General features: G+C 73.2%; 21 protein-coding genes and 1 riboswitch. Of the genes, 12 read left to right on the top strand and 9 right to left on the bottom strand.

What is annotated here, in order from left to right; translation table 11 throughout:
* The first annotated feature begins 3 nt into the window (after positions 1–3).
* From ACFPIH_RS01065 to ACFPIH_RS01050, 4 genes are read left to right on the top strand one after another with little or no spacing between them, the layout of a single operon-like run.
* A complete protein-coding gene (locus ACFPIH_RS01065; protein WP_381166228.1) occupies positions 4–744 on the top strand; it encodes an SRPBCC family protein in 741 nt (246 codons plus the stop codon).
* Positions 744–920 (top strand): hypothetical protein, encoded by a 177-nt coding sequence (locus ACFPIH_RS01060; protein ID WP_381166226.1) that lies wholly within the window; start codon positions 744–746, stop codon positions 918–920. Before ACFPIH_RS01065 ends, ACFPIH_RS01060 begins: the two co-directional genes overlap by 1 nt.
* 57 nt (positions 921–977) lie before the next feature.
* The gene (locus ACFPIH_RS01055) at positions 978–1,766 is read left to right on the top strand and encodes a thioesterase II family protein (RefSeq protein WP_381166224.1); all 789 of its coding nucleotides are present in this window, start codon (positions 978–980) and stop codon (positions 1,764–1,766) included.
* 51 nt (positions 1,767–1,817) lie between these two features.
* Positions 1,818–3,089, top strand: a complete 1,272-nt coding sequence (locus tag ACFPIH_RS01050) for a cytochrome P450 family protein (RefSeq protein ID WP_381166222.1) — start codon at positions 1,818–1,820, stop codon at positions 3,087–3,089.
* On the opposite strand, the gene ACFPIH_RS01045 is transcribed toward ACFPIH_RS01050, so the two are convergent.
* From ACFPIH_RS01045 to ACFPIH_RS01035, 3 genes are all read right to left on the bottom strand, one after another.
* Positions 3,086–3,961 (bottom strand): HTD2 family dehydratase, encoded by an 876-nt coding sequence (locus tag ACFPIH_RS01045; protein WP_381166220.1) that lies wholly within the window; start codon positions 3,959–3,961, stop codon positions 3,086–3,088. The two genes, ACFPIH_RS01050 and ACFPIH_RS01045, sit on opposite strands and share 4 nt — an antisense overlap.
* A gap of 38 nt (positions 3,962–3,999) precedes the next feature.
* A complete protein-coding gene (locus ACFPIH_RS01040) occupies positions 4,000–4,596 on the bottom strand; it encodes a thiamine pyrophosphate-dependent enzyme (RefSeq protein WP_381166218.1) in 597 nt (198 codons plus the stop codon).
* 130 nt (positions 4,597–4,726) lie between these two features.
* Positions 4,727–5,653, bottom strand: a complete 927-nt coding sequence (locus ACFPIH_RS01035; RefSeq protein WP_381166216.1) for a LysR family transcriptional regulator — start codon at positions 5,651–5,653, stop codon at positions 4,727–4,729.
* Positions 5,654–5,775: 122 nt separating this feature from the next.
* Between ACFPIH_RS01035 and ACFPIH_RS01030 the strand changes: the two genes are divergently transcribed.
* Both ACFPIH_RS01030 and ACFPIH_RS01025 read left to right on the top strand, forming a co-directional pair.
* A complete protein-coding gene (locus ACFPIH_RS01030) occupies positions 5,776–6,960 on the top strand; it encodes a CaiB/BaiF CoA transferase family protein (protein WP_381166214.1) in 1,185 nt (394 codons plus the stop codon).
* Between the two features lie 36 nt (positions 6,961–6,996).
* The gene (locus tag ACFPIH_RS01025; protein WP_381166212.1) at positions 6,997–8,169 is read left to right on the top strand and encodes an acyl-CoA dehydrogenase family protein; all 1,173 of its coding nucleotides are present in this window, start codon (positions 6,997–6,999) and stop codon (positions 8,167–8,169) included.
* A gap of 4 nt (positions 8,170–8,173) precedes the next feature.
* Here the strand turns inward: ACFPIH_RS01025 and ACFPIH_RS01020 are convergent, their stop codons facing one another.
* Positions 8,174–8,593, bottom strand: coding sequence for a winged helix-turn-helix transcriptional regulator (locus ACFPIH_RS01020; RefSeq protein WP_381166210.1), 420 nt, complete (start codon positions 8,591–8,593; stop codon positions 8,174–8,176).
* Positions 8,594–8,613: 20 nt separating this feature from the next.
* Between ACFPIH_RS01020 and ACFPIH_RS01015 the strand changes: the two genes are divergently transcribed.
* From ACFPIH_RS01015 to nicT, 4 genes are all read left to right on the top strand, one after another.
* Positions 8,614–9,441, top strand: coding sequence for an NADPH-dependent F420 reductase (locus ACFPIH_RS01015; RefSeq protein ID WP_381166208.1), 828 nt, complete (start codon positions 8,614–8,616; stop codon positions 9,439–9,441).
* Between the two features lie 151 nt (positions 9,442–9,592).
* Entirely contained in the window at positions 9,593–11,668 is a 2,076-nt protein-coding gene (locus tag ACFPIH_RS01010; RefSeq protein WP_381166669.1) for a xanthine dehydrogenase family protein molybdopterin-binding subunit, read from the top strand.
* A 10-nt stretch (positions 11,669–11,678) separates the two neighbouring features.
* Complete coding sequence (locus ACFPIH_RS01005; RefSeq protein WP_381166206.1) at positions 11,679–12,161, top strand: (2Fe-2S)-binding protein; 483 nt, start codon at positions 11,679–11,681, stop codon at positions 12,159–12,161.
* A gap of 80 nt (positions 12,162–12,241) precedes the next feature.
* Complete coding sequence (nicT, locus tag ACFPIH_RS01000; RefSeq protein ID WP_381166204.1) at positions 12,242–13,333, top strand: Nickel transporter NicT; 1,092 nt, start codon at positions 12,242–12,244, stop codon at positions 13,331–13,333.
* 36 nt (positions 13,334–13,369) lie between these two features.
* Here the strand turns inward: nicT and ACFPIH_RS00995 are convergent, their stop codons facing one another.
* Together ACFPIH_RS00995 and ACFPIH_RS00990 are read right to left on the bottom strand one after the other, a co-directional pair.
* Entirely contained in the window at positions 13,370–14,593 is a 1,224-nt protein-coding gene (locus ACFPIH_RS00995; protein ID WP_381166202.1) for a PP2C family protein-serine/threonine phosphatase, read from the bottom strand.
* A 191-nt stretch (positions 14,594–14,784) separates the two neighbouring features.
* Positions 14,785–15,324: a CGNR zinc finger domain-containing protein gene (locus tag ACFPIH_RS00990; RefSeq protein ID WP_381166200.1), complete on the bottom strand. Its 540-nt coding sequence runs from the start codon at positions 15,322–15,324 to the stop codon at positions 14,785–14,787.
* Positions 15,325–15,350: 26 nt separating this feature from the next.
* On the opposite strand from ACFPIH_RS00990, the gene ACFPIH_RS00985 reads away from it, so the two are divergent.
* Together ACFPIH_RS00985 and ACFPIH_RS00980 are read left to right on the top strand one after the other, a co-directional pair.
* Positions 15,351–15,860, top strand: a complete 510-nt coding sequence (locus tag ACFPIH_RS00985; protein ID WP_381166198.1) for a GNAT family N-acetyltransferase — start codon at positions 15,351–15,353, stop codon at positions 15,858–15,860.
* Positions 15,857–17,098 (top strand): MFS transporter, encoded by a 1,242-nt coding sequence (locus tag ACFPIH_RS00980; protein WP_381166196.1) that lies wholly within the window; start codon positions 15,857–15,859, stop codon positions 17,096–17,098. The genes ACFPIH_RS00985 and ACFPIH_RS00980 overlap by 4 nt, the downstream gene beginning before the upstream one ends.
* On the opposite strand, the gene ACFPIH_RS00975 is transcribed toward ACFPIH_RS00980, so the two are convergent.
* From ACFPIH_RS00975 to ACFPIH_RS00965, 3 genes are read right to left on the bottom strand one after another with little or no spacing between them, the layout of a single operon-like run.
* Complete coding sequence (locus ACFPIH_RS00975) at positions 17,020–17,790, bottom strand: ABC transporter ATP-binding protein (RefSeq protein ID WP_381166194.1); 771 nt, start codon at positions 17,788–17,790, stop codon at positions 17,020–17,022. The two genes, ACFPIH_RS00980 and ACFPIH_RS00975, sit on opposite strands and share 79 nt — an antisense overlap.
* A complete protein-coding gene (locus ACFPIH_RS00970; RefSeq protein WP_381166192.1) occupies positions 17,787–18,797 on the bottom strand; it encodes a FecCD family ABC transporter permease in 1,011 nt (336 codons plus the stop codon). Before ACFPIH_RS00970 ends, ACFPIH_RS00975 begins: the two co-directional genes overlap by 4 nt.
* Positions 18,794–19,813, bottom strand: a complete 1,020-nt coding sequence (locus ACFPIH_RS00965) for an ABC transporter substrate-binding protein (RefSeq protein WP_381166667.1) — start codon at positions 19,811–19,813, stop codon at positions 18,794–18,796. Before ACFPIH_RS00965 ends, ACFPIH_RS00970 begins: the two co-directional genes overlap by 4 nt.
* 82 nt (positions 19,814–19,895) lie before the next feature.
* Positions 19,896–20,073, bottom strand: a riboswitch (cobalamin riboswitch).
* Positions 20,074–20,079: the final 6 nt, after the last annotated feature.

Raw genomic sequence — 20,079 nt, 5'->3', positions numbered from 1 at the left:
TGTATGCCCCGCGAGTTCCGGGTGCGCCGCGAGCAACTGCTGCCCGTGGCACCCGAACAGGTGTGGAACGCGGTCGCCACCGGCGAGGGCAACCTCGGCTGGCTGTACCCGATGGAGATCGAGCCCCGCGTCGGCGGCGCCGTCTCGCGCGGCTCGGCCACCGTCGTGGAATGGGAGCCGCCCCGCCGGTTCGCCTGCCGGGCCACCGGTGAGGACGGTTTCTCCAACACCCTCGACTACATCGTCGAGGCGGACGGCGACACCGGCACCCGGCTGTCCATGGGCATCCACTGGGTCCACCCGGGCACCCCCGACGACGGCTGGGACACCCGTGCCGACGCCGCCCAACGGCACTTCGACTTCTACCGGCACAGCCTCGCCGAGTATCTGCGCCACTTCGCCGGCCGCCCCGCCCGCTACGTCCGGGCCGGCCGCCCGGAACCGGCCGCCCCCGGCGCCTTCACCGCCGTACGCGAACGGCTCGGGCTGCCCGCCACGGCCGGCACCGGCGACACCGTGAAGGTCGTACTGCCGCATCGGGCCGGACCGCCCGTCGAAGCGGTGGTCGACCGTGACGACCCCGGTTTCCTCGGACTGCGCACCGCCGACGCCCTGTACCGGTTCTTCGACGGCAGCCCCTGGAACTGGCCCCTGTGGCTCGGCCACCACCTGTACGCACCGGACACCGACCCCGAGGACGCCACGCGCGCCTGGGACTCCTGGCTGGCGGAGGTGGCCCCCTGATGGAGACACCTCTCTACTCGGCCGAACTCGTCGAGGAGGACGGCGTCTACACGCTCGTCGTCACCGACCTGCGCCGGGACACCGTACAGACCGCGCACGTCCCCAAACGGGCCGTGGACAAGCTCCCTTACTTCCTGTCCCTCCTCAACTCCCGTCAGTTCAGCATGTTTCGTTAGCCCCCGCTCGTCAGGCCCCGCTCCTCAGCCCCCGTTCGTCAGACCCCAGGAGGCCGCATGGCACCGCCCCACCTCACGACCGCCACCGCGCTCCCCGCGCCCCGGCGGCCCACCGCGGACAACTGGCTGCGGGTGCACGGCTGTCGTGCGGCCCGGCCCGCCCGCCGGCTGGTGTGCCTCCCGCACGCCGGCGGCACCGCCCACCTCTTCCACGGCTGGCCCGCCCGGCTGCCCGACGACACCGAACTCCTCGCCGTGCGCTACCCCGGCCGCCAGGACCGCCTCGCGGAACCCTGCGTCGAGGACATGGCCGCCCTCGCGGACGCCGTCACCGAGGCCCTCGCCCCGTACACCGGCCTGCCGCTCACCCTGTTCGGCCACAGCATGGGCTCCGCCGTCGCCTACGAGGTGGCGCTGCGGCTGGAGGCCCGTGGCGTGCCCGTGGCCCACCTGCTGGTCTCCGGACGCGCCGCCCCGCACCGGGCCCGCCCGGCCGGGGTGCCCGACGGCGACGACGACGCGCTCCTCGCCGTCGTGCGCGGACTCGGCGACCACCAGGCCGAGGCCTACGACATCCCGGAGCTCAGGGAACTGCTGCTGCCCGCCCTGCGCGCCGACTACCGCCTCATCGAGGCCTACCGCCCCGACCGCCCCGTCGCGCTGCGCGCCCCGATCACCGCCTACACGGGCCGCGACGACACCAGTTGCCCGGCGCAGGCCGTCGGCGCCTGGGCCGAGCTGACCGAACCCGGGCGCTTCGCGCTGCGCTCCTTCCCCGGCGACCACTTCTACCTGGTCGGCCACGAGACGGAACTGGTGGCGGACATCGCCGCGCGGATCGTCTGAGCAGGTTGCCAGGGCCGTCCGAACAGGTCTACAGAACAAGGGAGTTGACCCATGCCGAACCCGCCCGCCCCCCTGACCACCCGCCCGCCCGGAGAGCTGTACCTTCTCGACCACGACCTGAAGGCCGACCCCGCCGCCGGCTACGGCAAGGTCCGCGAACAGGGCCCCGTGGTGCGCGGCTGGCTGACCGAGACCCAGCCCGTGTGGCTGGTCACCCGCTACGACGACGTCCGCGAGGGCCTGCGCGACAGCCGCTTCGTCAGCAGCCCCGACGCGATCGAGGGCCACACCGGCGAGGACCCGCGCCGCACCCTGGTGGACATGCTGAACCTGCCCGTGGAGGTCCAGAAGTACTTCCTCGTCTCGGCCCTGGACACCGACCCGCCGGACCACACCCGGGTGCGCGGAGCCGTCGGCCGGGCTTTCAGCGCCCGCCGGATGCAGGCCCTGCGCCCGCGCGTGGAGCAGGTCGCCGCGGAGATCCTCGACGACCTCCACCGCCGCTCGCCCGACGGCGTCCTGGAACTCGTCGACGGCTACGCCTACCCGCTCGCCATCACCGTCGTCTGCGAACTGGCGGGCGTTCCCGAGGAGGACCGTGCCGTCTTCCGCCGCTGGGGCGACGACATCCTGGTCATGGAACCGGAACGGCTGCGGAAGTCCTCCCCGGCCGTCGTCGACACCGTCCTGCGCCTGCTCGACGAGCGGCGCCGGGAGCCCGCCGACGACGTGCTGAGCGCCCTCGCCGCCGCCCGCGACCACGCCGAGTACCGGCTGACCGAGGAGGAGGCCGTGGCGATGGTCCTCAACGTCGTCATGGCCGGCTACGACAACACCGCCCAGCTCCTCGTCAACAGCCTCGCCGCCCTTCTCACCCACCCCGACCAGCTGAAACTCCTCCAGGCCGAACCGGAGTTGATGCCGGGCGCGGTGCAGGAGTTCGTCCGCTGGTGCGGGCCCGACATCATGGTGCGGATGCGGATCGCCGCCGAGGACACCGAGTTCCACGGCACGACGATCCGGCGGGGCGACTGCGTCCAGTTCGTCCTCGTCTCCGCCAACCGCGACCCGCGCCGCTACGACGACCCCGACCGCCTCGACATCACCCGCCGCCCCACCGACGGCACCGAGGGGCACATCGGCTTCGGCCACGGCATCCACTACTGCGTCGGTGCCACCCTCGCCCGCATCCAGTGCGAGATCGCCCTGCACACCCTGCTGCACCGCCACCCCGGCCTGCGGCTCGCCGACGGCGCGAGCATGGCACGCACCGTCATCCCCGGCACCCCGCCCCGGCTGCCGAGGCTGCCCGCACAGGTCTAGGGCGCCTGGAAGGTCACCTCGGCCGTGGCGTGCCGTTCCTCGCGGTGGGTGGCGACACGGAGGGCGGCCTCGTCGCCGGCGGGGGTGCCGCAGGCCGTCAGGCGCTCGCCCGCGAAGACGGGGCTGCGCAGGCGGTAGGCCAGGGAGCGCACCCGCCGGTCCGGGGCGTGCCGGCGGACCGTTTCCAGCATGAGCAGCGCCAGCAGCGGGCCGTGCACGACGACACCGGGATAGCCCTCCTCGTCACGGCAGTACGGGGCGTCGTAGTGGATGCGATGGGCGTTGGCGGTGAGCGCGCTGAACCGGAACAGCAGCGCCGGGTCCGGGCGCAGCGGGACCTGCCACGGGTCGCCGGGGTGGGGGAACGCGGACTCGTCGAGTTCGCGGGGGTGTGGGGCGCCGCCGCGTCCGGACCGGTAGACGATGTCCTGCTCCTCGACCAGGCAGGTGCGGCCGTACTGCCGGAACTCCCGGCGTTCGGTGACGAACAGCAGCTCCCCGGTGCGGCCCTGCTTGGCGGTGACCGAGGCGAGGCCGGCGACGCGTTCCGCGGGTTCGCCGAGGCGGAGCGGTTCGGCGATCTCACAACGGCCGCCCGCCCACATGCGCTGCCGGTCCGGAACCGGCGGCAGGAAGTGCCCCTTCAGCGGGTGGCCGTCGGCGCCGAGGTCGCGGTGGGCGGGCCAGGTCAGGAAGTGCAGCCAGTGCCAGAGCGGGGGGAGGGGATCGCCGGGCCCGGCGGCGGGGGCCGGCAGGTTCAGCACCGCCGACAGGGCCGCGGCCGGGCCGGGCGCCAAGTCGTCCCCGTCGGTGACCGGTCGGGGGTGCCAGGACTCGACGTAGGAGGCGAGGGGAGGGGGAGCGGCGGGCATGGGCTTCGAACTCCTGTTCTGCGGAAGGTGTCCAGGCCTCAGAAGGTGTCCAGGCCGAGTGCGGCGCGGAAGGCGTTCTTGTTGGCCACGCCGTCACGGGGCGGCAGCGCGCGCGGCGGCTCGGTGGTGTCGATCAGGACCTGCGCGTACGTCGTCCCGGCGCGCGCCGCGATGCGCCGGGCGAGGTCCTCGGTCCGGGCGGCGTCGGTGATCCGTACGGCGTCCCGGATGCCGAAGCCCTTCGCGACGGCGACGAGATCGGTGCCCAGGCCGGTGTGACTGGGCTGCATGCCGGTCTCGCCGAAGTGCGCGTTGTCGAGTACGACGACCGTGAGATTCGGGGGGAGCCGGGCGCCGATGGTGGCCAACGCGCCGATGCCCATGAGGTGTTCGCCGTCGCCCGTTACCGCCACCACCGGGTGCTCGGGCCGGGCGAGGGCGAGTCCCAGGGCGAGGGGTGCCGCGGCGCCCATCGCGCCCCAGAGATAGAAGTTCGTGGGCCGGTCACCGGCCGCGAACACGTCGTAGCCCGGCGAACCGAGACCGGTGACGACCAGGGACTCCCGGGGGAGCCGGGCGACCAGTCCGGCGACGAAACGGCGCCGGTCCAGGCGGAGTTCAGGGGTGTCGGTCATCAGTCGCGCTCCCACTTCTTACGGCCGATCAGCTTCTGCCCGCCGCCCATCATGGGCGGTGATGGAGTGCGCTGAACAATAGAAAGACGTGATGCCTGTATGCGCCGGCCGCATGGTCCTGCCCGGGCGGCTACGTGAGGTGGGCGGAGGGCCAGGTGCCCTCGGTGACCGCCGACTCGACCAGGCGGACCAGGGCGCGGGCGACGACGTCCACGGCGGGCGGGGTGCGTCCGGAGCGCGGGGTGCCGAGGACGACCGAGCGCCACACCTCGGGTTCGGCGAGCGGCGCGGCGCTCAGCGTGCCCCGCGCCACGTCCGTGGCGACGCCCAGCCCCGGCAGGACCGTCCAGCCGTGGCCGGCCCGCACGAGCTGCTTCTGCACCCGCATGGAGTTGGTCTGCACGACGACGTCCAGCGCCGACCCGGCGCGCACGGCCGCCGCGTCGACCAGGCTGCGCAGCGCGTGTCCCGAGGCGGGTGCGATGAGCGGATGCCGGGCCGCCTCGGCGAAGGGGACGGGACGGCCCCCGTCGAGGCCGGCCGACGCCGGCGCGACCGCCCACAGGCGTTCCCGCAGCAGCGGGCGGACGTTGAGCGAGGGCGTGCTGTCCAGGTTGTAGAGCAGGGTGAGGTCGAGGTCGCCGTCGTCGAGCCACCGCTGCAGATGCCCGGAGTACGCGGTCATCAGCCGCAGTTCGATGCCGGGACGGTCCCGGGCGAGCGTGGTCACCAGCGGCTCGGCCAGCAGGTCGCTCGTGCTCTCCAGCAGCCCGACGGTGACGATGCCGGTCACCTCGCCGGGGGCCGGCTGCACCTCGGCGCGGGCCCGCTCCAGCTCGTTCAGGGCACGCCGGGCGCGCTCCACCATCACCGCCCCGGCCTGCGTGGGCCGCATGCCCTGCCCGGTCCGCTCGAAGAGGTCGACGCCGAGTTCCTGCTCCAGGGTGCGGATCTGCCGGGTGACGGCGGGCTGCACCAGGTGCAGCAGCTCCGCCGCGCGGGTGACGCTGCCGACCTCGGCGACCGTGACGACCGCCCGGAGCTGCCTGATGTCCACCGCGACCCTCCTTGTCCTTCCTCGCCCCGTCCGGACCACGCATGCCCCCATCCGGAACACGCATGGGGGCATCACGCATCGCTATTTCAGCTATGCGCTCATGACTGCTCATGATGGTATCCATGACCCTCCCTCTGGCCGGCATCACGGTCGTCAGCATCGAGCAGGCAGTCGCCGCCCCCTACGCCACCCGCCAGCTCGCCGACCTCGGCGCCCGGGTGATCAAGGTGGAGCGGCCGGGGGGCGGCGACTTCGCCCGCCGCTACGACACCACCGTGCACGGCGAGTCCAGCTATTTCGTGTGGCTCAACCGGTCCAAGGAGTCCGTGACCCTCGATCTGAAGACGGACGCGGGCCGGGACGTCCTGGAGCGGCTGCTCACCGGCGCCGACGTGTTCGTACAGAACCTGGCCCCGGGCGCGGCCTCCCGGATGGGCCTGGGCGCCGAGGCCCTCGCCGAGCGCTTCCCGTCCCTGATCCCGTGTTCCGTGACCGGTTACGGATCGACCGGGCCCTGGGCCGACCGCAAGGCGTACGACCTGCTGGTGCAGTGCCAGACCGGGCTCGTGTCGCTGACCGGCAACGAGCACGGCGCGGCCCGGGTCGGCGTGTCGATCGCCGACATCGCCGCCGGCATGTACGCCTACTCGGGCATCCTCACCGCCCTGTTCACCCGGGCCACCACCGGCGTCGCCCGGGCGGTGGAGGTGTCGTTGTTCGAGGCGCTCGCCGAGTGGCTCGGCCAGCCCGCCTACTACACCCGCTTCGGCGGTGCCCAGCCGCCGCGCATCGGGACCCAGCACGCCACGATCGCGCCGTACGGCGCCTTCACCGCGGTCGACGGCAAGGACGTGCTGTTCTCCGTCCAGAACGAGCGCGAGTGGACGGCGCTGTGCGAGCGGTTCCTGGGCCGGCCCGGACTCGCCGAGGACCCGCGGTTCGCCACCGGCTCCGCCCGCGTCGCCCACCGTGCGGAGGTGAACGCGATCGTGGCCGAACGGTTCGCCCTGCTGACCGCCGCCGAGGCGGGGAGACTGCTCGACGAGGCGGGTATCGCCAACTCCGGCGTCAACGACGTCGAGGAGTTCCTCGCCCACCCCGTCCTCGCCGCCCGCGACCGCTGGCGCGAGGTGCCGATCCCCGGCGGGGCCCTGGTGCCCGCGCTGCTGCCGCCGGCCGACCTCGCGGGGGCGGCCGTACGCATGGACGCCGTCCCCGCCGCCGGCGAGCACACCGAGCGCGTCCTCGCGGAAATCGGCTACGACACCGCGCACATCGAAGCCCTGAGGGCCGACGGCGTCATCTGAACCAGCCTCTGCCACCCTCACCCACCGGGGAGCCGTATGAGCACGCTCGACATCCTGACCGAGGACGAGCAGTTCGTCGTCCGTACCGTGCGCGACTTCGTCGACAAGGAGGTGAAGCCCGTCGTCAGGGAGCTGGAGCACGGCGACACCTATCCCGAGGCCCTGATCGAGCGGATGAAGCGACTGGGCGTCTTCGGCCTCGCCGTCCCCGAGGAGTACGGCGGCACCCCCGTCTCCACCCCCTGCTACGTACTGGTCACCGAGGAGCTGGCACGCGGCTGGATGAGCCTCGCCGGGGCGATGGGCGGGCACACCGTCGTCGCCAAGCTGCTGCTCGGCTTCGGTACGCAGGAGCAGAAGAGCCGCTGGCTGCCCGGGCTCGCCACCGGCGAGGTCCGCGCGACCATGGCGCTCACCGAGCCGGGCGGGGGATCGGACCTCCAGGCCATGCGGACCGTCGCCCGCAGGGACGCCGACGGCGACGGCTACACGGTGAACGGGGCGAAGACCTGGATCACCAACTCCCGCCGCTCGCGGCTGATCGCCCTGCTCTGCAAGACCGACCCGGACGCGATCCCCGCCCACCAGGGCATCTCCATCCTCCTGGTCGAACACGGCCCCGGCCTGACGGTCTCCCGCGACCTGCCCAAGCTCGGCTACAAGGGCGTCGAGAGCTGCGAGTTGGCCTTCGACGACTACCGGGCACCGGCCGACGCCGTCCTCGGCGGGGTGCCGGGCAGGGGCTTCGCGCAGATGATGAAGGGCCTGGAGACGGGGCGCCTCCAGGTCGCCGCCCGCGCCCTCGGCGTGGGCCGGGCGGCCCTGGAGGACGCCCTCGCCTACGCCCAGGAGCGGGAGTCGTTCGGCAAACCGATCTGGCGGCACCAGTCGATCGGCAACTACCTCGCGGACATGGCCACTTCGCTCACCGCGGCGCGCCAGCTCACCCTGTACGCCGCCCGTGAGGCGCAGGCGGGGCGGCGCGTCGACATGGAGGCGGGCATGGCCAAGCTCTTCGCCTCCGAGACCGCCATGCAGATCGCCCTCAACGCCGTCCGGATCCACGGGGGTTACGGCTACTCCACCGAGTTCGACGTCGAACGCTACTTCCGTGACGCCCCGTTGATGATCGTCGGCGAGGGCACGAACGAGATCCAGCGCAACGTCATCGCGAGCCAGCTGGTGAAACGGGGCGGCCTGGACGGGTGAACCCTCAGCCGGAGGCGGGTTCGCCGCCATCCGTGGAAGCGGCAACGGCGGCGGCAGCGGACGCGCGCTGGTGGGCGACGATGCCGGGCAGCTGGTCGTAGATCGCGTCGATCAGGTCGCAGACCCGCTCGGCGATGGGCCTGCCGAGGGCGGTGAGTTCGTAGTCCACGCGGCGGGCGACGGTCGGGTGCGGGGTCCGGGTGACCAGGCCGTCGTCCTCCAGCCGCTGGAGGGTCTGCCACAGCATCCGGTCGGAGACGCCGGTGACCTGGCGCCGTACCTCGGCGAACCGCAGCGGCCCGTCGACCAGGGCGGCCAGGGTCAGGCCGCCCCACCGGCCCGTGGCGTGCTCCAGCACCTCCCGCGAGACGCACTGCGGATCGAACACGCTCATTCCGGCCACGCGCTCGGTCCCTCGGCTCATACAGCCATCGTAAGGGCGCGATGATGCTTATGAAGAGTAAGTACTGTACTTTCGTAAGCATAATCATCCGCCGTCGTCGCGAGGGAGACCCATCCATGACCAAGACCGTCGGACTCATCGGCAGCGGCAACATAGGCGGCGCGGTGGCCCGGCTGGCCGTCGCCGCCGGCCTGGACGTCGTACTGAGCAACTCGCGCGGCCCCGAGACGCTCGCCGATCTCGTTGCCGAGCTGGGACCGAGGGCCCGGGCCGCCACCCCGGAGGAGGCCGCGCGGGCCGGTGACCTGGTGGTGGCGACCGTCCCGCTGCTGGCCTACGAGCAGCTGCCCGCGAGCGCGCTGGCCGGCCGGACGGTGATCGACACGACCGTCTACTACCCCTACCGCGACGGCCGGATCGAGGAGCTGGACGCGGGGGCGCTGACCTCCAGCCAGCTCGTGCAGCGGCACCTGGCCGGCTCGCGTGTGGTGAAGACGTTCACCAACCTCGACTTCCGCCGGCTGTTCACCCTGGCCCGGCCCGTCGGCGCCGCCGACCGCAGCGCGCTGGCCGTCGCCGGTGACGACGCCGAGGCGAAGGCGCGGGTGACCGACTTCCTGGACGTGATCGGCTACGACGCGGTCGACCTCGGCACCCTCGCCGACAGCTGGCGGATCGGACCCAACACCCCGATCCACGTCCAGCCCTACCTGGGCGCCTGGCCCGAGGGGCTGAGCACCGCCGAGGAACGCGGCCGCTGGTTCTTCCAGGCCCCGGGAGTCCCCGTCCCCGCCGCCCGGGTCCGCGAACTGATCGCCTCGGCCGTCCCGGTACCGGCGGGCGGTCCCACGCCGCCCTCGGCTGCCTAGAGCGTTCGCGGCCCCGCAGGCAACCGTCGGCGGTCCACGACCCTCCTACACGTCGAACCGGCCCGAAGGCGTCGCGGGACGCCGGTCGCAACGGGCCGAAACGCCTGTCGAGGAGCGTCCGTTGGCCCCTGAGTTGTCCCGTCGCAGGTTCGTGGTCTACACACTCGCGGCGTCCACGCTGACCGTCGCGGCCCCGCTCGGCTGTGACGCCCCGGAAGCGGAGGGCGCCGAGAGCGCGCGTGCGCGCTCGGACGTCCTGGTCACCGGCGCGGACGACGAGATGCTGGTGCTGGAGGTCACCGAGGCCAACAAGATCGTCGTACGGCTGCCCCGGGTCGAGGTCGGACAGGGCGTGACCACGGCGGTCGCCATGATGATCGCCGAGGAGCTGGACGCCCGGCTCGCCGACGTGCGGATCCCGCTCGCCGAGGCACGCAGGAAGGGCAACCAGTACACGGGCGGGTCGAGTTCGGTCAGTTCGCTGTACGGCCCGGCCCGGGAACTTGCCGCCCTGGCGCGGGCCAAGCTGGTGACCGCGGCCGCCCGGCGGTGGCACATGCCCGCGCGGTTCCTCCGTACCGAGGGCACTCGGGTGATCGCCCCCAACGGGCGGTCGGCCACCTTCGGTTCGCTGACCGCGAGCGCCGCCCGGGTCGGGCGGCCCGCCGTGTCCAGCAAGCCGAAACCGGTCACGAAACACCGGGTGATCGGCCGCCCGACGACCCGGATCGACGCCCGGGACATCGTCACCGGGCGGGCCCAGTACGCAGGAGACCTCGCCGTGGCCGGGGCGAAGCCGACCGTCGTGGCGCGGCCCCCGACGCTCGGCGGCCGGGTCCGGACACTCGACGACCGGGCGGCCCGCACGATGCCCGGCGTGCGCGCGGTCGTCAAGGTCCCCGGCGGGGTCGCCGTCGTGGCGGACACCTTCCACCACGCCTTCAAGGCCCGGGACGCACTGAAGATCACCTGGGTGCCCGGGCCGCTCGCCGCGCTCTCCGACGCCGCGATCCGCACCCGACTGCGGTCCGCCGTACCCAAGTTGGGCACCCCGCCGCGCGGATCGGCGCAGACGGAGGCCGAGTTCGAGTTCGCCTTCGTCAGCCATGCCCCGATGGAGGTGCTCACCGCCGTCGCGGACGTACGCGCACACAGCGCCGAGATCTGGTTCGCCTCCCAGGCGCCGATGGACGCCCGCGACTCCATCGCCTCCGCCGTCGGCCTGCCCGCGTCGAAGGTACGGGTCCATGTCGTCCGCGCCGGCGGCTCGTTCGGCCGTCGGCTGAACCACGACGCCGCGCTCGAGGCCGCCCTCGTCTCCAAGGCGGCGGGCCGGCCGGTCAAGCTGATGTGGAGCCGCGCCGACGACATCCGGCACGGGCGGATGCGCCCGGCCGGCCACCACCGGATCCGGGCCAGTCACGCCGGCGGCCGGGTGGTCGCCTTCGCCCACTCCGTGGCCTCGGTCAGCGAGACGTACGACGGCCAGGGCGCCGGGGTGCGTCCGGCGGCCTTCGCCCGGGCGGCGGGGCCGCTGCCCAGCGACTCCGGCCTGTACAACTTCGGCCCGATCTCGGGGGATTGGGGCTCGGTCGACCTGGCGATACCGATCGGCCCCTGGCGCTCCGTGGACTCCGGGACCTCGCGCACCGCCGAGGAGATCGTCGTCGACGAGGTGGCCAGGGCGCTCGGCAAGGACCCGGTGGCCTTCCGCCGGACGACACTGCGCGGCAAGCCCGTGCGCGCCGTCCTCGACAAGGTCGCCGCCGCCGGGGAGTGGGGCCGAACCCTGCCCGCCGGACAGGCGCAGGGCGTCGCCGTCCACGAGGAGTACGGCTCCTGCGTGGCCGCTCTCGTCGAGATCGACGCCACCGATTCGAAGAACCCCCGGGTGACCAGGGTGGTGATGGCGGCCGACGTCGGCACCGCGGTGAACCCCAGCGGGCTCGAGGCCCAGCTCATGGGCACCGCGATCGACGGCATCTCCACCGTCCTGCGGGCCGGACTGCACATCGACCGGGGCGCCGTCCGCGAAAGCAGCTACGCCGACTTCCGCTACGCCCGCCAGCGGCACGCCCCGCTCCGCTTCGAGGCCCACATCATGCCCTCGCGGCGGGCGCCGGGCGGGGCGGGCGAACTCGGCGTCCCGGCCGCGGCCGGCGCCGTGGCCAACGCCTACGCCCGGGCCACCGGGTCCAGGCCGCGCCGTTTCCCCCTCGACTTCTGAGAAGGTGCCGATGTCGTCCCATGCTTCTGACTCCTCCCCGTCCTCTCACTCCTTCGTCCTCAACGGCGAGCGGGTCACCGTCGAGGCGCCGGCCGACATGCCGCTGCTGTGGGTGCTGCGCGACCTGCTGAACGTCACCGGGCCCAAGTACGGCTGCGGGGTGGGCGTCTGCCGGGCCTGCACCAGCCACCTCGACGGCGGTGAGATACAGCCCTGTGTCGTGCCGGTCGCCGACTGCGCGGACCGCGAGGTCACCACCATCGAGGGCCTCGCCGACGGCAACCGGCTGCACCCCGTGCAGCAGGCCTGGCTCGACTGCGACGTCGCCCAGTGCGGCTTCTGCCAGCCGGGTCAGATCATGGCCGCGGCGGCCCTCCTGAAGCGGACGCCCCGGCCCTCCGACGCCGACATCGACGCCATCGAGAACGTCTGCCGCTGCGGCACCTACTCCCGGATCCGCGAGGCGATCAAGAAGGTCTCGGCGGACACCTGACCGCAGGGCCGTCCGCTTTGACCACGGCTTTACCGCTGCCCTGTTGTAACTGCAAGTGATGTGCAGAAGCCTGGGGGTCCATGAACCGTGTTTCCATGACCCGCAAGGAGTGGGCGAGCCTCGGCGGGATGGCCGCGTTCATCCTGGCGCTGCACGTCATCGGCTGGTTCACCCTCGTGGTGATCGTCGCCCCCGAGCACTACAGCCTCGGCGGCAAGACCTTCGGGATCGGGATCGGCGTCACCGCCTACACGCTCGGCATGCGGCACGCCTTCGACGCCGACCACATCGCCGCGATCGACAACACCACCCGGAAGCTGATGGGCGAGGGCCAGCGGCCGTTGTCGGTCGGCTTCTGGTTCTCCCTCGGCCACTCCTCGATCGTCTTCGCGCTCGCCCTCCTGCTCTCCCTGGGCGTGAGGGCGCTGGCCGGACCGGTGCGGGACGACGACTCCGGGCTGCACAGCGTCACCGGCTGGATCGGTACGACGGTCTCCGGGACCTTCCTCTACCTCATCGCGATCATCAACATCGTGATCATGGTGGGTATCTGGAAGGTCTTCCGGGCCATGCGCACCGGCCACTTCGACGAGGCCGCCCTGGAGGAGCAGCTCAACAACCGCGGCTTCATGAACCGCGTACTCGGCCGGCTGATGAGGTCGATCACCAGGCCGTGGCAGATGTACCCGCTGGGCCTGCTCTTCGGCCTCGGCTTCGACACGGCCACGGAGATCGCGCTGCTCGTCCTCGCGGGCTCGGGCGCGGCCTCCGGTCTGCCCTGGTACGCGATCCTGTGCCTGCCGGTCCTGTTCGCGGCCGGCATGTCGCTGCTCGACACGATCGACGGCTCGTTCATGAACTTCGCCTACGGCTGGGCGTTCTCCCAGCCGGTCCGCAAGGTCTACTACAACCTCACCGTCACCGGCCTGTCGGTCGCCGTCGCCCTCCTCATCGGCACGGTGGAGCTGCTGGGCCTGATCGCCGACCAGGCCGGCCTGCACGGGCCGTTCTGGGACTGGGTCTCCGGCCTCGATCTCAACTTCGTCGGATACGTCATCGTCGGGCTTTTCTTCGCGACCTGGGCGCTGGCCCTGCTGGTGTGGAAGGTCGGCCGGATCGAGGAGAAGTGGACCGCCGGCCTGGCCCGCCCCGCCGAACAGACGGCCGACTGAGGTGGACCGAGGTGGACCGAGGCAGACGGAGACAGGTCAGAGCCGCAGGACGATCAGCGCCGTGTCGTCGGTGGCGCCGTCGGCGGGGAGGAGATCGCCCAGCAGGGCGTCGGCCAGAGCCTCCGGGTCGGCGTGGCGGTGCCGGGTCAGGGAGCCGGCGAGACGGGCCAGCCCGGCGTCGATGTCCTCGGTACGGCGCTCCACCAGGCCGTCGGTGTAGAGGACGAGCGTGCCGCCCTCGGCGAAGTCCGCGGTGGCCTGCGGACGCGGGAGATGCTCGGGGCGGGCCGCCAGCGGGGGGTCGGTGGCGCCGTCGAGGAAGGCGACCGTGCCGTCGGGATGCAGCAGGGCGGGCGGCGGATGGCCGGCGCTGCTGTAGGTGACCGTGTGGCTGTCCCAGTCGACGAAGGTCGTCGCCACGGTGGTCGACTCGGCGCCCTCCACGGAACGGGCGTACAGGCCGAGGACGTCCAGGGCCCGGGCGGGGCCGTCGGTGGCCCGGCAGGCCGCGCTCAGCGCGCTGCGCAGCTGGCCCATGGCGCAGGCGGCGGCGAGACCGTGGCCGACGACGTCACCGACGGCGACCGCGAGGTTGCCGCCGGGCAGGTCGACGAGGTCGTACCAGTCGCCGCACACGTTCAGCGCGCCGACGGCGGGCCGGTAGCGCACGGCCGCCCGGTGCGGCCCGGTCCCGGGCGGCGGCGGCAGCATCGCCGCCTGCAGGGCGAGGGCCACCTCGCGTTCGTGGGCGTGCGCCCGCCGCAGCCGGTCGTTGATCTCCTGGAGTTCGCGCGCCCGGGTGTACACCTCGGCCTCCAGGACCTGGGCGCGGTCGTCACCGCCGCCGGCGCCGGCCCGGACGAGTTCGGTGACCTCCTCCACCCGGTGCACGATCAGCGCGACCTTCCCGTCGGCGCCGAGGACGGGCGCGTTGACCGGGCTCCAGTAGTGCTCCCGCCAGCTGCCCGGCCGTGCGGTGTCCTCGATGTCGTAGCGCAGCAGCGCCATCGTGTCGCGCTCGCCCGACGCCACCACCCGCAGCATCGACGCCTCGGTCTCCTGCCGGCCGGCGGCGGCCGGGTCGTTCGGGTTCTCCGGGAAGACGTCGAAGATGTAGCGGCCGAGCAGCTGCTCGCGGGTGCGCCCGGCCAGCCGCAGGAAGTCGTCGTTGGCGTCGGCGTACACCAGCTCGGGGGTGAGCAGTGCCACCATGCCGGGCAGGGCCCGGAAGACCGCCGCGTAGTCGATCTGCGGTTTCATGCGCTGTCTGCCTCGGCACAAGTCGTCGTTCGGCACAGGTCGTCCATGCGTGGTGAGCCACGATAGACGGAACGCGGTGTCCACGGTGTGCACACCGCTGTCCTCAGGGTAGGACGCCCGCCGGGGTGCGTGCGGTGTCCCGCAGCCGAAGTCACCGCTGGACGTCGCGGTGGAACGGCGAAGGGGGGCGGCTACCGGCTCCGGACCGGCGCGGCGGCGGCGCGCGCCCGGTGGCGGCGGACCGCGTCACGGTTGGCGCAGGGGTGGGAGCAGTAGCGGCGGCGGCCCGTGCGGGTGGTGTCGGCGAAGATCGTGACGCACTCGGCGACCGCGCAGCGGCGCAGGCGGTGCATGCCGCGGCCGGACAGGTGCAGGGCGGTGCCCACCGCGATCAGGGAGTACAGCACCGCGCCCAGGGTCTGGCGGTCGTCGCGGTAGTGGAGGTGCCAGCCGCCGCCCGTGTGGTTCGTCATCCGCGGGTGGGCGGCGGCCTCCGCGAGCATCCGGTTGACCAGCTCGGCGCGCTCCGCGTCGTCGCCCGCGTCGACCACCTTCTCCCACGCGCCCAGCGCCTCCAGGGCCCGGCGCAGATCCTCCGGAGTCCCCGGGGAGTCCACCACCAGACCGGCCGCACGGCAGCGGTCCGTCAGCTCGGCGGCGTCCGCCGGAGGCCGGTTGGCCAGCTCGGCGGCCATGTTGACGGCATCCTCGCCGTAAGGGTTGAGGTGCATAAGCTCATTACATCAGGGTGATCCGTATGCCTCAACGCATCGGACACGTATTCGACGTACGGCAGGCGGCGGAGTACGACCTCGTGGAACTCCTGCGCCTGCGGGCCCTGCTCTTCGACGGCCTCGACGGCGACTTCTTCCACCCCGGCCCGGCGGACGACGGCTGGCTGGACGCGCTGGCCGTGGTGCTGAAGGAGCAGCTGACCGCCGACGCCGTACGCGTCCTTGTCGTAGACGGCGCGGACGGCGCGGGCGGCGACGGCCGTCTCGCGGCCTGCGGGATCGGCACGGTCGAGCAGCGTCTGCCCGGCCCGCATCTGCGCAACGGCCGCATCGGCCAGGTGATCGGCGTCGTCACCGACCCGGCGTACCGCCGCCGGGGCCACAGCCGGGCGATCCTCGGGGACCTGCTCGACTGGTTCCGGGAACGCGAGGTCGCCCGCGTCGACCTCTACGCCTCCGCCGAGGGCGAACCGCTCTACCGCGACCTCGGCTTCACCGGTCACCCCGACCCGGCGCTGTACTGGCGCCCATGAGCCGCGGCCGGCGCGTCCTCGTCGTATCGAACTTCGTCTACACCGTCGGCAGCGGTCTGTATCTCACCGCGGGCGTCCTGTACTTCACCGAGGCGGTCGGCCTCCCGGCCGGACAGGTGGGCCTCGGACTCGGCATCGCCGGGTGCGTGTCCCTGGCCGTCGGTATCGCCGCCGGCCACCTCGCGGACCGGCGCGGCGCCCGGGGCGTCTACCTGACCACCCTCGTCGTCCAGGCCCTCGCCACGGCCGCCTTCCTCCTGGCCGACGGCTTCTGGCCGTTCGTGCTCGCCGCGACCGCCGCGACCGGCGCGAAGGCGGCCGGGCTCGCCGCGCGCACCCCGCTCATCAGGCACTACGGAGGGGACCGGCCGCAGGAGTTCCGGGCCCGGCTGCGGGCCGTCACCAACATCGGCGTCTCCGTCGGCGCCGTACTGGCCGGCTGGACCGTCCAGGTCGGCACCCACACGGCCTACCAGCTCATGGTCGTCGGCAACGCGCTGGGCTTCGTGGCCGCCGCGGCGGTCCTCCTCCGGCTGCCGCCGGTCGCGCCCGTGCCGCCGGACCCCGGGGGCCCGCGGTGGATCGCCCTGCGGGACCGGCCCTACCTGCTGCTCACCGTCCTCGACGGTGTCATGGCCGTCCAGTTCAAGGTGCTCACCGTCGCCCTCCCGCTGTGGCTGGTCACCGAGACCGCCGCACCGCACTGGCTGATCTCGGGCACCATGCTCGTCGGCACCGCCATGGTCGTCGCGTTCCAGGTACGGGCGAGCCGCGGCGTCGACTCCCCGGCCGCCGGAGGCCGCGCCTACCGCCGCGCCGGTCTCGCCTTCCTCGTCTCCTGCGCGCTGATCGCGCCGAGCGCCGGCCTCCCGGCCCTGCCCGCCGCGCTGCTGCTCCTGACCGCAGCCGTCGTCCACACACTCGGCGAGCTCTGGCACTCCGCCGCCGGCTTCGAGGTCTCCTTCGCGCTCGCCCCGACCCACGCCACCGGCCAGTACCTGGGCGTCTTCGGCCTGGGCGCGGGCCTGGCCGAGGCGCTCGGGCCGGGGCTGCTCGTCGCGCTCTGCATCACCTGGGGCCGCCCCGGCTGGTACGTCGTGGGGGCGCTGTTCGCCCTGACCGGCCTCGCGGCCCCGGCCGCCGTACGGTGGGCCCGCCCTCAGGAGTCCGCCACGGGCCCCAGGAAGCGGATGTGGGGGCGGTCGTCGGCGCGGGTGACGGCGGCCCGGACACCGTAGACATCGGCGATCAGGGTCTCGGTCAGAACGTCGTCGGGGGTGCCGGACGCCACCACCCTGCCCTGTCCCAGGACCACCAGCCGGTCGCAGTACATCGCCGCGAGGTTCAGGTCGTGCAGCGCGACGACGCTGGTGAGGCGGAGTTCGGTGATGAGGGCCAGCAGGGCGAGCTGGTGGCTGATGTCGAGGTGGTTGGTGGGTTCGTCCAGGAGCAGTTCCCGTGGCTCCTGGGCGAGCGCGCGGGCGATCTGGGCCCGCTGGCGTTCGCCGCCGGAGAGGGTGTGCCAGGCGCGGTCGGCCCGGTCGGCGAGCCCGGTACGGGCCAGCGCGGTGCGCACCGCCTCCTCGTCGGCGGGCGAGGCGGGGGCGAAGGCCCGGCGGTGCGGGACACGGCCGAGGCGTACGACGTCCAGGACGGTCAGCGCGACCTGGGTGTCGGCCTGCTGTTCGACGACGGCGACGCGACGGGCGACCGTACGCCGGCTCAGCCCGTCGAGGGGACGGCCGTCCAGGGTGACGACTCCGGAGGCCGGCGCGAGGACCCCCGCGAGCAGCCGCAGCAGCGTGGACTTGCCGGAGCCGTTCGGGCCGAGCAGCCCGGTGACCTCGCCGGGGCGGGGGGTGAGGCTGACGCCGTCGAGGATCAGGGTGCCGTCGGCGCCGCGGCTGACGCGGTCGGCGCGCAGGGTCATGGGGTGGCACCCCTTCCGCGGTACAGGACCACGACGAACGCCGGGACACCGATCAGGGAGGTCACCACACCCACCGGCACCTCCTGCGGGTCCAGGACGGTACGGGCCAGGGTGTCGACCCAGACCAGGAACACCGCCCCGGCGAGCGCGGTGGCCGGCAGCAGCCGGGTGTGGCCGGGGCCGGTCAGCACGCGCGTGGCGTGCGGCAGCACCAGGCCGACGAAGCCGATCGCGCCCGCAGAGCTGACCAGGACCGCCGTCAGCAGGGCGGTCGCGCACAGCAGCACCAGACGGGTGCGGGCCACGTGCACCCCCAGCGAGGCGGCCGCGTCCTGCCCGAACGCGAACGCGTCCAGCGTGCGGGCGTACCCCGCGCACACCAGCAGACACACCGCCAGCGCCGCCAGGCCCACGTGCACGTCCGTCCAGCCGGCCCCGCTGAGCGAGCCGAGCAGCCAGAACAGCACACCGCGGGTGGTCTCCGCGTCGGCCGCCGTCAGCACCACGAACGAGGTCAGCGCGGAGAACAGCTGCATCGCCGCGACCCCGGCGAGCACCACCCGGTCGGTGGTGCCGCCCAGCGTGTGGCTGAGCAGCAGCACCAGCGCGAAGGAGACCGCCGCGCCCAGGAACGCGCCCCCGGACACCGACAGCAGCCCGCCGCCCGCGCCGAGTACGACGACCAGGACCGCGCCGGTCGAGGCGCCGGAGGAGACACCGAGGACGAAGGGATCGGCGAGCGGGTTGCGCAGCAGCGACTGCATCACCGCCCCGCACACCGCGAGCCCGGCCCCGCACACCGCGGCGAGCAGGGTGCGCGGCAGCCGCAGGTTCCACACGATGCCGTCCCTGATCGGCGACAACCCCGAGTGCCCCCAGCCGAGATGGGCGGCCACGGTGGCCCAGACGTCCCCGACGGCGATGTCCGCGGGCCCGATGGTGATCGCCACGGCGACGGACACGCACAGCAGCACGAGACCGGCCGCCCACGCCAGGGCGTCGGTCATCCCGCGAGGCCGTAGGTGCGCAGCGCCGCCGCCACCTTCTCGATGCCCTCGACGGTCCGGATCGTCGGGTTCATCGCCTGCCCGGACAGCCGCACGTACCGCTTCTTCCGCACCGCCGTCATGTTCTTCGTGACCGGGTCGCCCTCCAGGAACTCGATCTTCCTGGCGGCGGTCTCGGCGGTCTCCTGCTCGCGGATCAGGTCGCCGATGACGAGGACGTCCGGGTCGCGGTCGGCGACGGTCTCCCAGCCGACCTGGGGCCACTCCTCGTGTGTGTCGTCGAAGACGTTCCTCGCGCCGAGTTCGCCGGTGACGATGCCGGGGGCGCCGCAGCAGCCCGCCAGGTACGGGGACCGGGAGTTGGCGAACCAGTACATGAGGGTCACACCCTTGGCGTCCAGCCCGGAGGTCGCCTTCTCCACCCGGCCCCGGAGCCCGGCGACGAGCCGCTCGCCGCGCTCCTCCACGCCGAAGATCCTCGCCAGGTCGCGTATCTCGCCGTAGACCGCGTCCAGGGTCAGCGGCCCGGTGCGGACGCCGTCGCCGCCGCCGCTGTTGTCCTTGCCGGCACAGTCGGCGGGGGAGAGGTAGGTGGGCACGCCGAGCTTCCCGAACTGCGCGCGCGTGGCCACGCCGCCCTTGCCGAAGGTGGAGGCGAAGGAGGCGGCGACGAAGTCGGGCTCGGCGTCCAGGACCTTCTCGAAGGAGGGCGCGTTGTCCGCCAGCCGTGGCACCTTCGCCTCGGCCTTCTCCAGGCCCTTCGCCACCGGATCGGTCCAGGTGGCGGTGCCCGCCATACGGTCGGCCAGCCCCAGCGACAGCATGATCTCGGTCGTGCCCTGGTTGAGGGAGACGGCCCGCTTCGGCGGGTTCTCGACGGTGACCTTCTGCCCGCAGTTGTCGAGGGTGACGGCCGCCCGGTCGCCGCTTGCGGAGTCGCCGCCGCCGGACCCGCCACAGGCGGTCAACAGGAGGGCGCAGGCAAGGAACAGCACAGAGGGGCGTGCGAGCGGCACGGGACTTCCTTCGGCGTCGAGGGCTCTGGCGCGAAGCCCGGTCGTACGGAGCTCCCCCGGCCGCTTGCCGCCGCCGGAGGCCGCCAGCAGGTCTTCGGACTCGGGGTCCACCGGACGAGGCGCCTTCCCGCAGCGCGCTCGCGCTCCAGTGGCCGTTGCCCCGCCCGTCACCCTCACCGCTGCGCGTCAGTTCCGGATTCGCACCGGATTCCCTGACCCGTGCACGTCCCTTCACAGGTACGCACAGGAGTACGACTGGCCCCGGC

Origin of the sequence: Streptomyces vulcanius, assembly GCF_042653945.1 — a bacterium.
Lineage (GTDB): Bacteria > Actinomycetota > Actinomycetes > Streptomycetales > Streptomycetaceae > Streptomyces > Streptomyces mangrovi.
The sequence above is the reverse complement of the archived record's forward strand: the minus strand, read 5'-3'. Positions and strand labels throughout refer to the sequence as shown.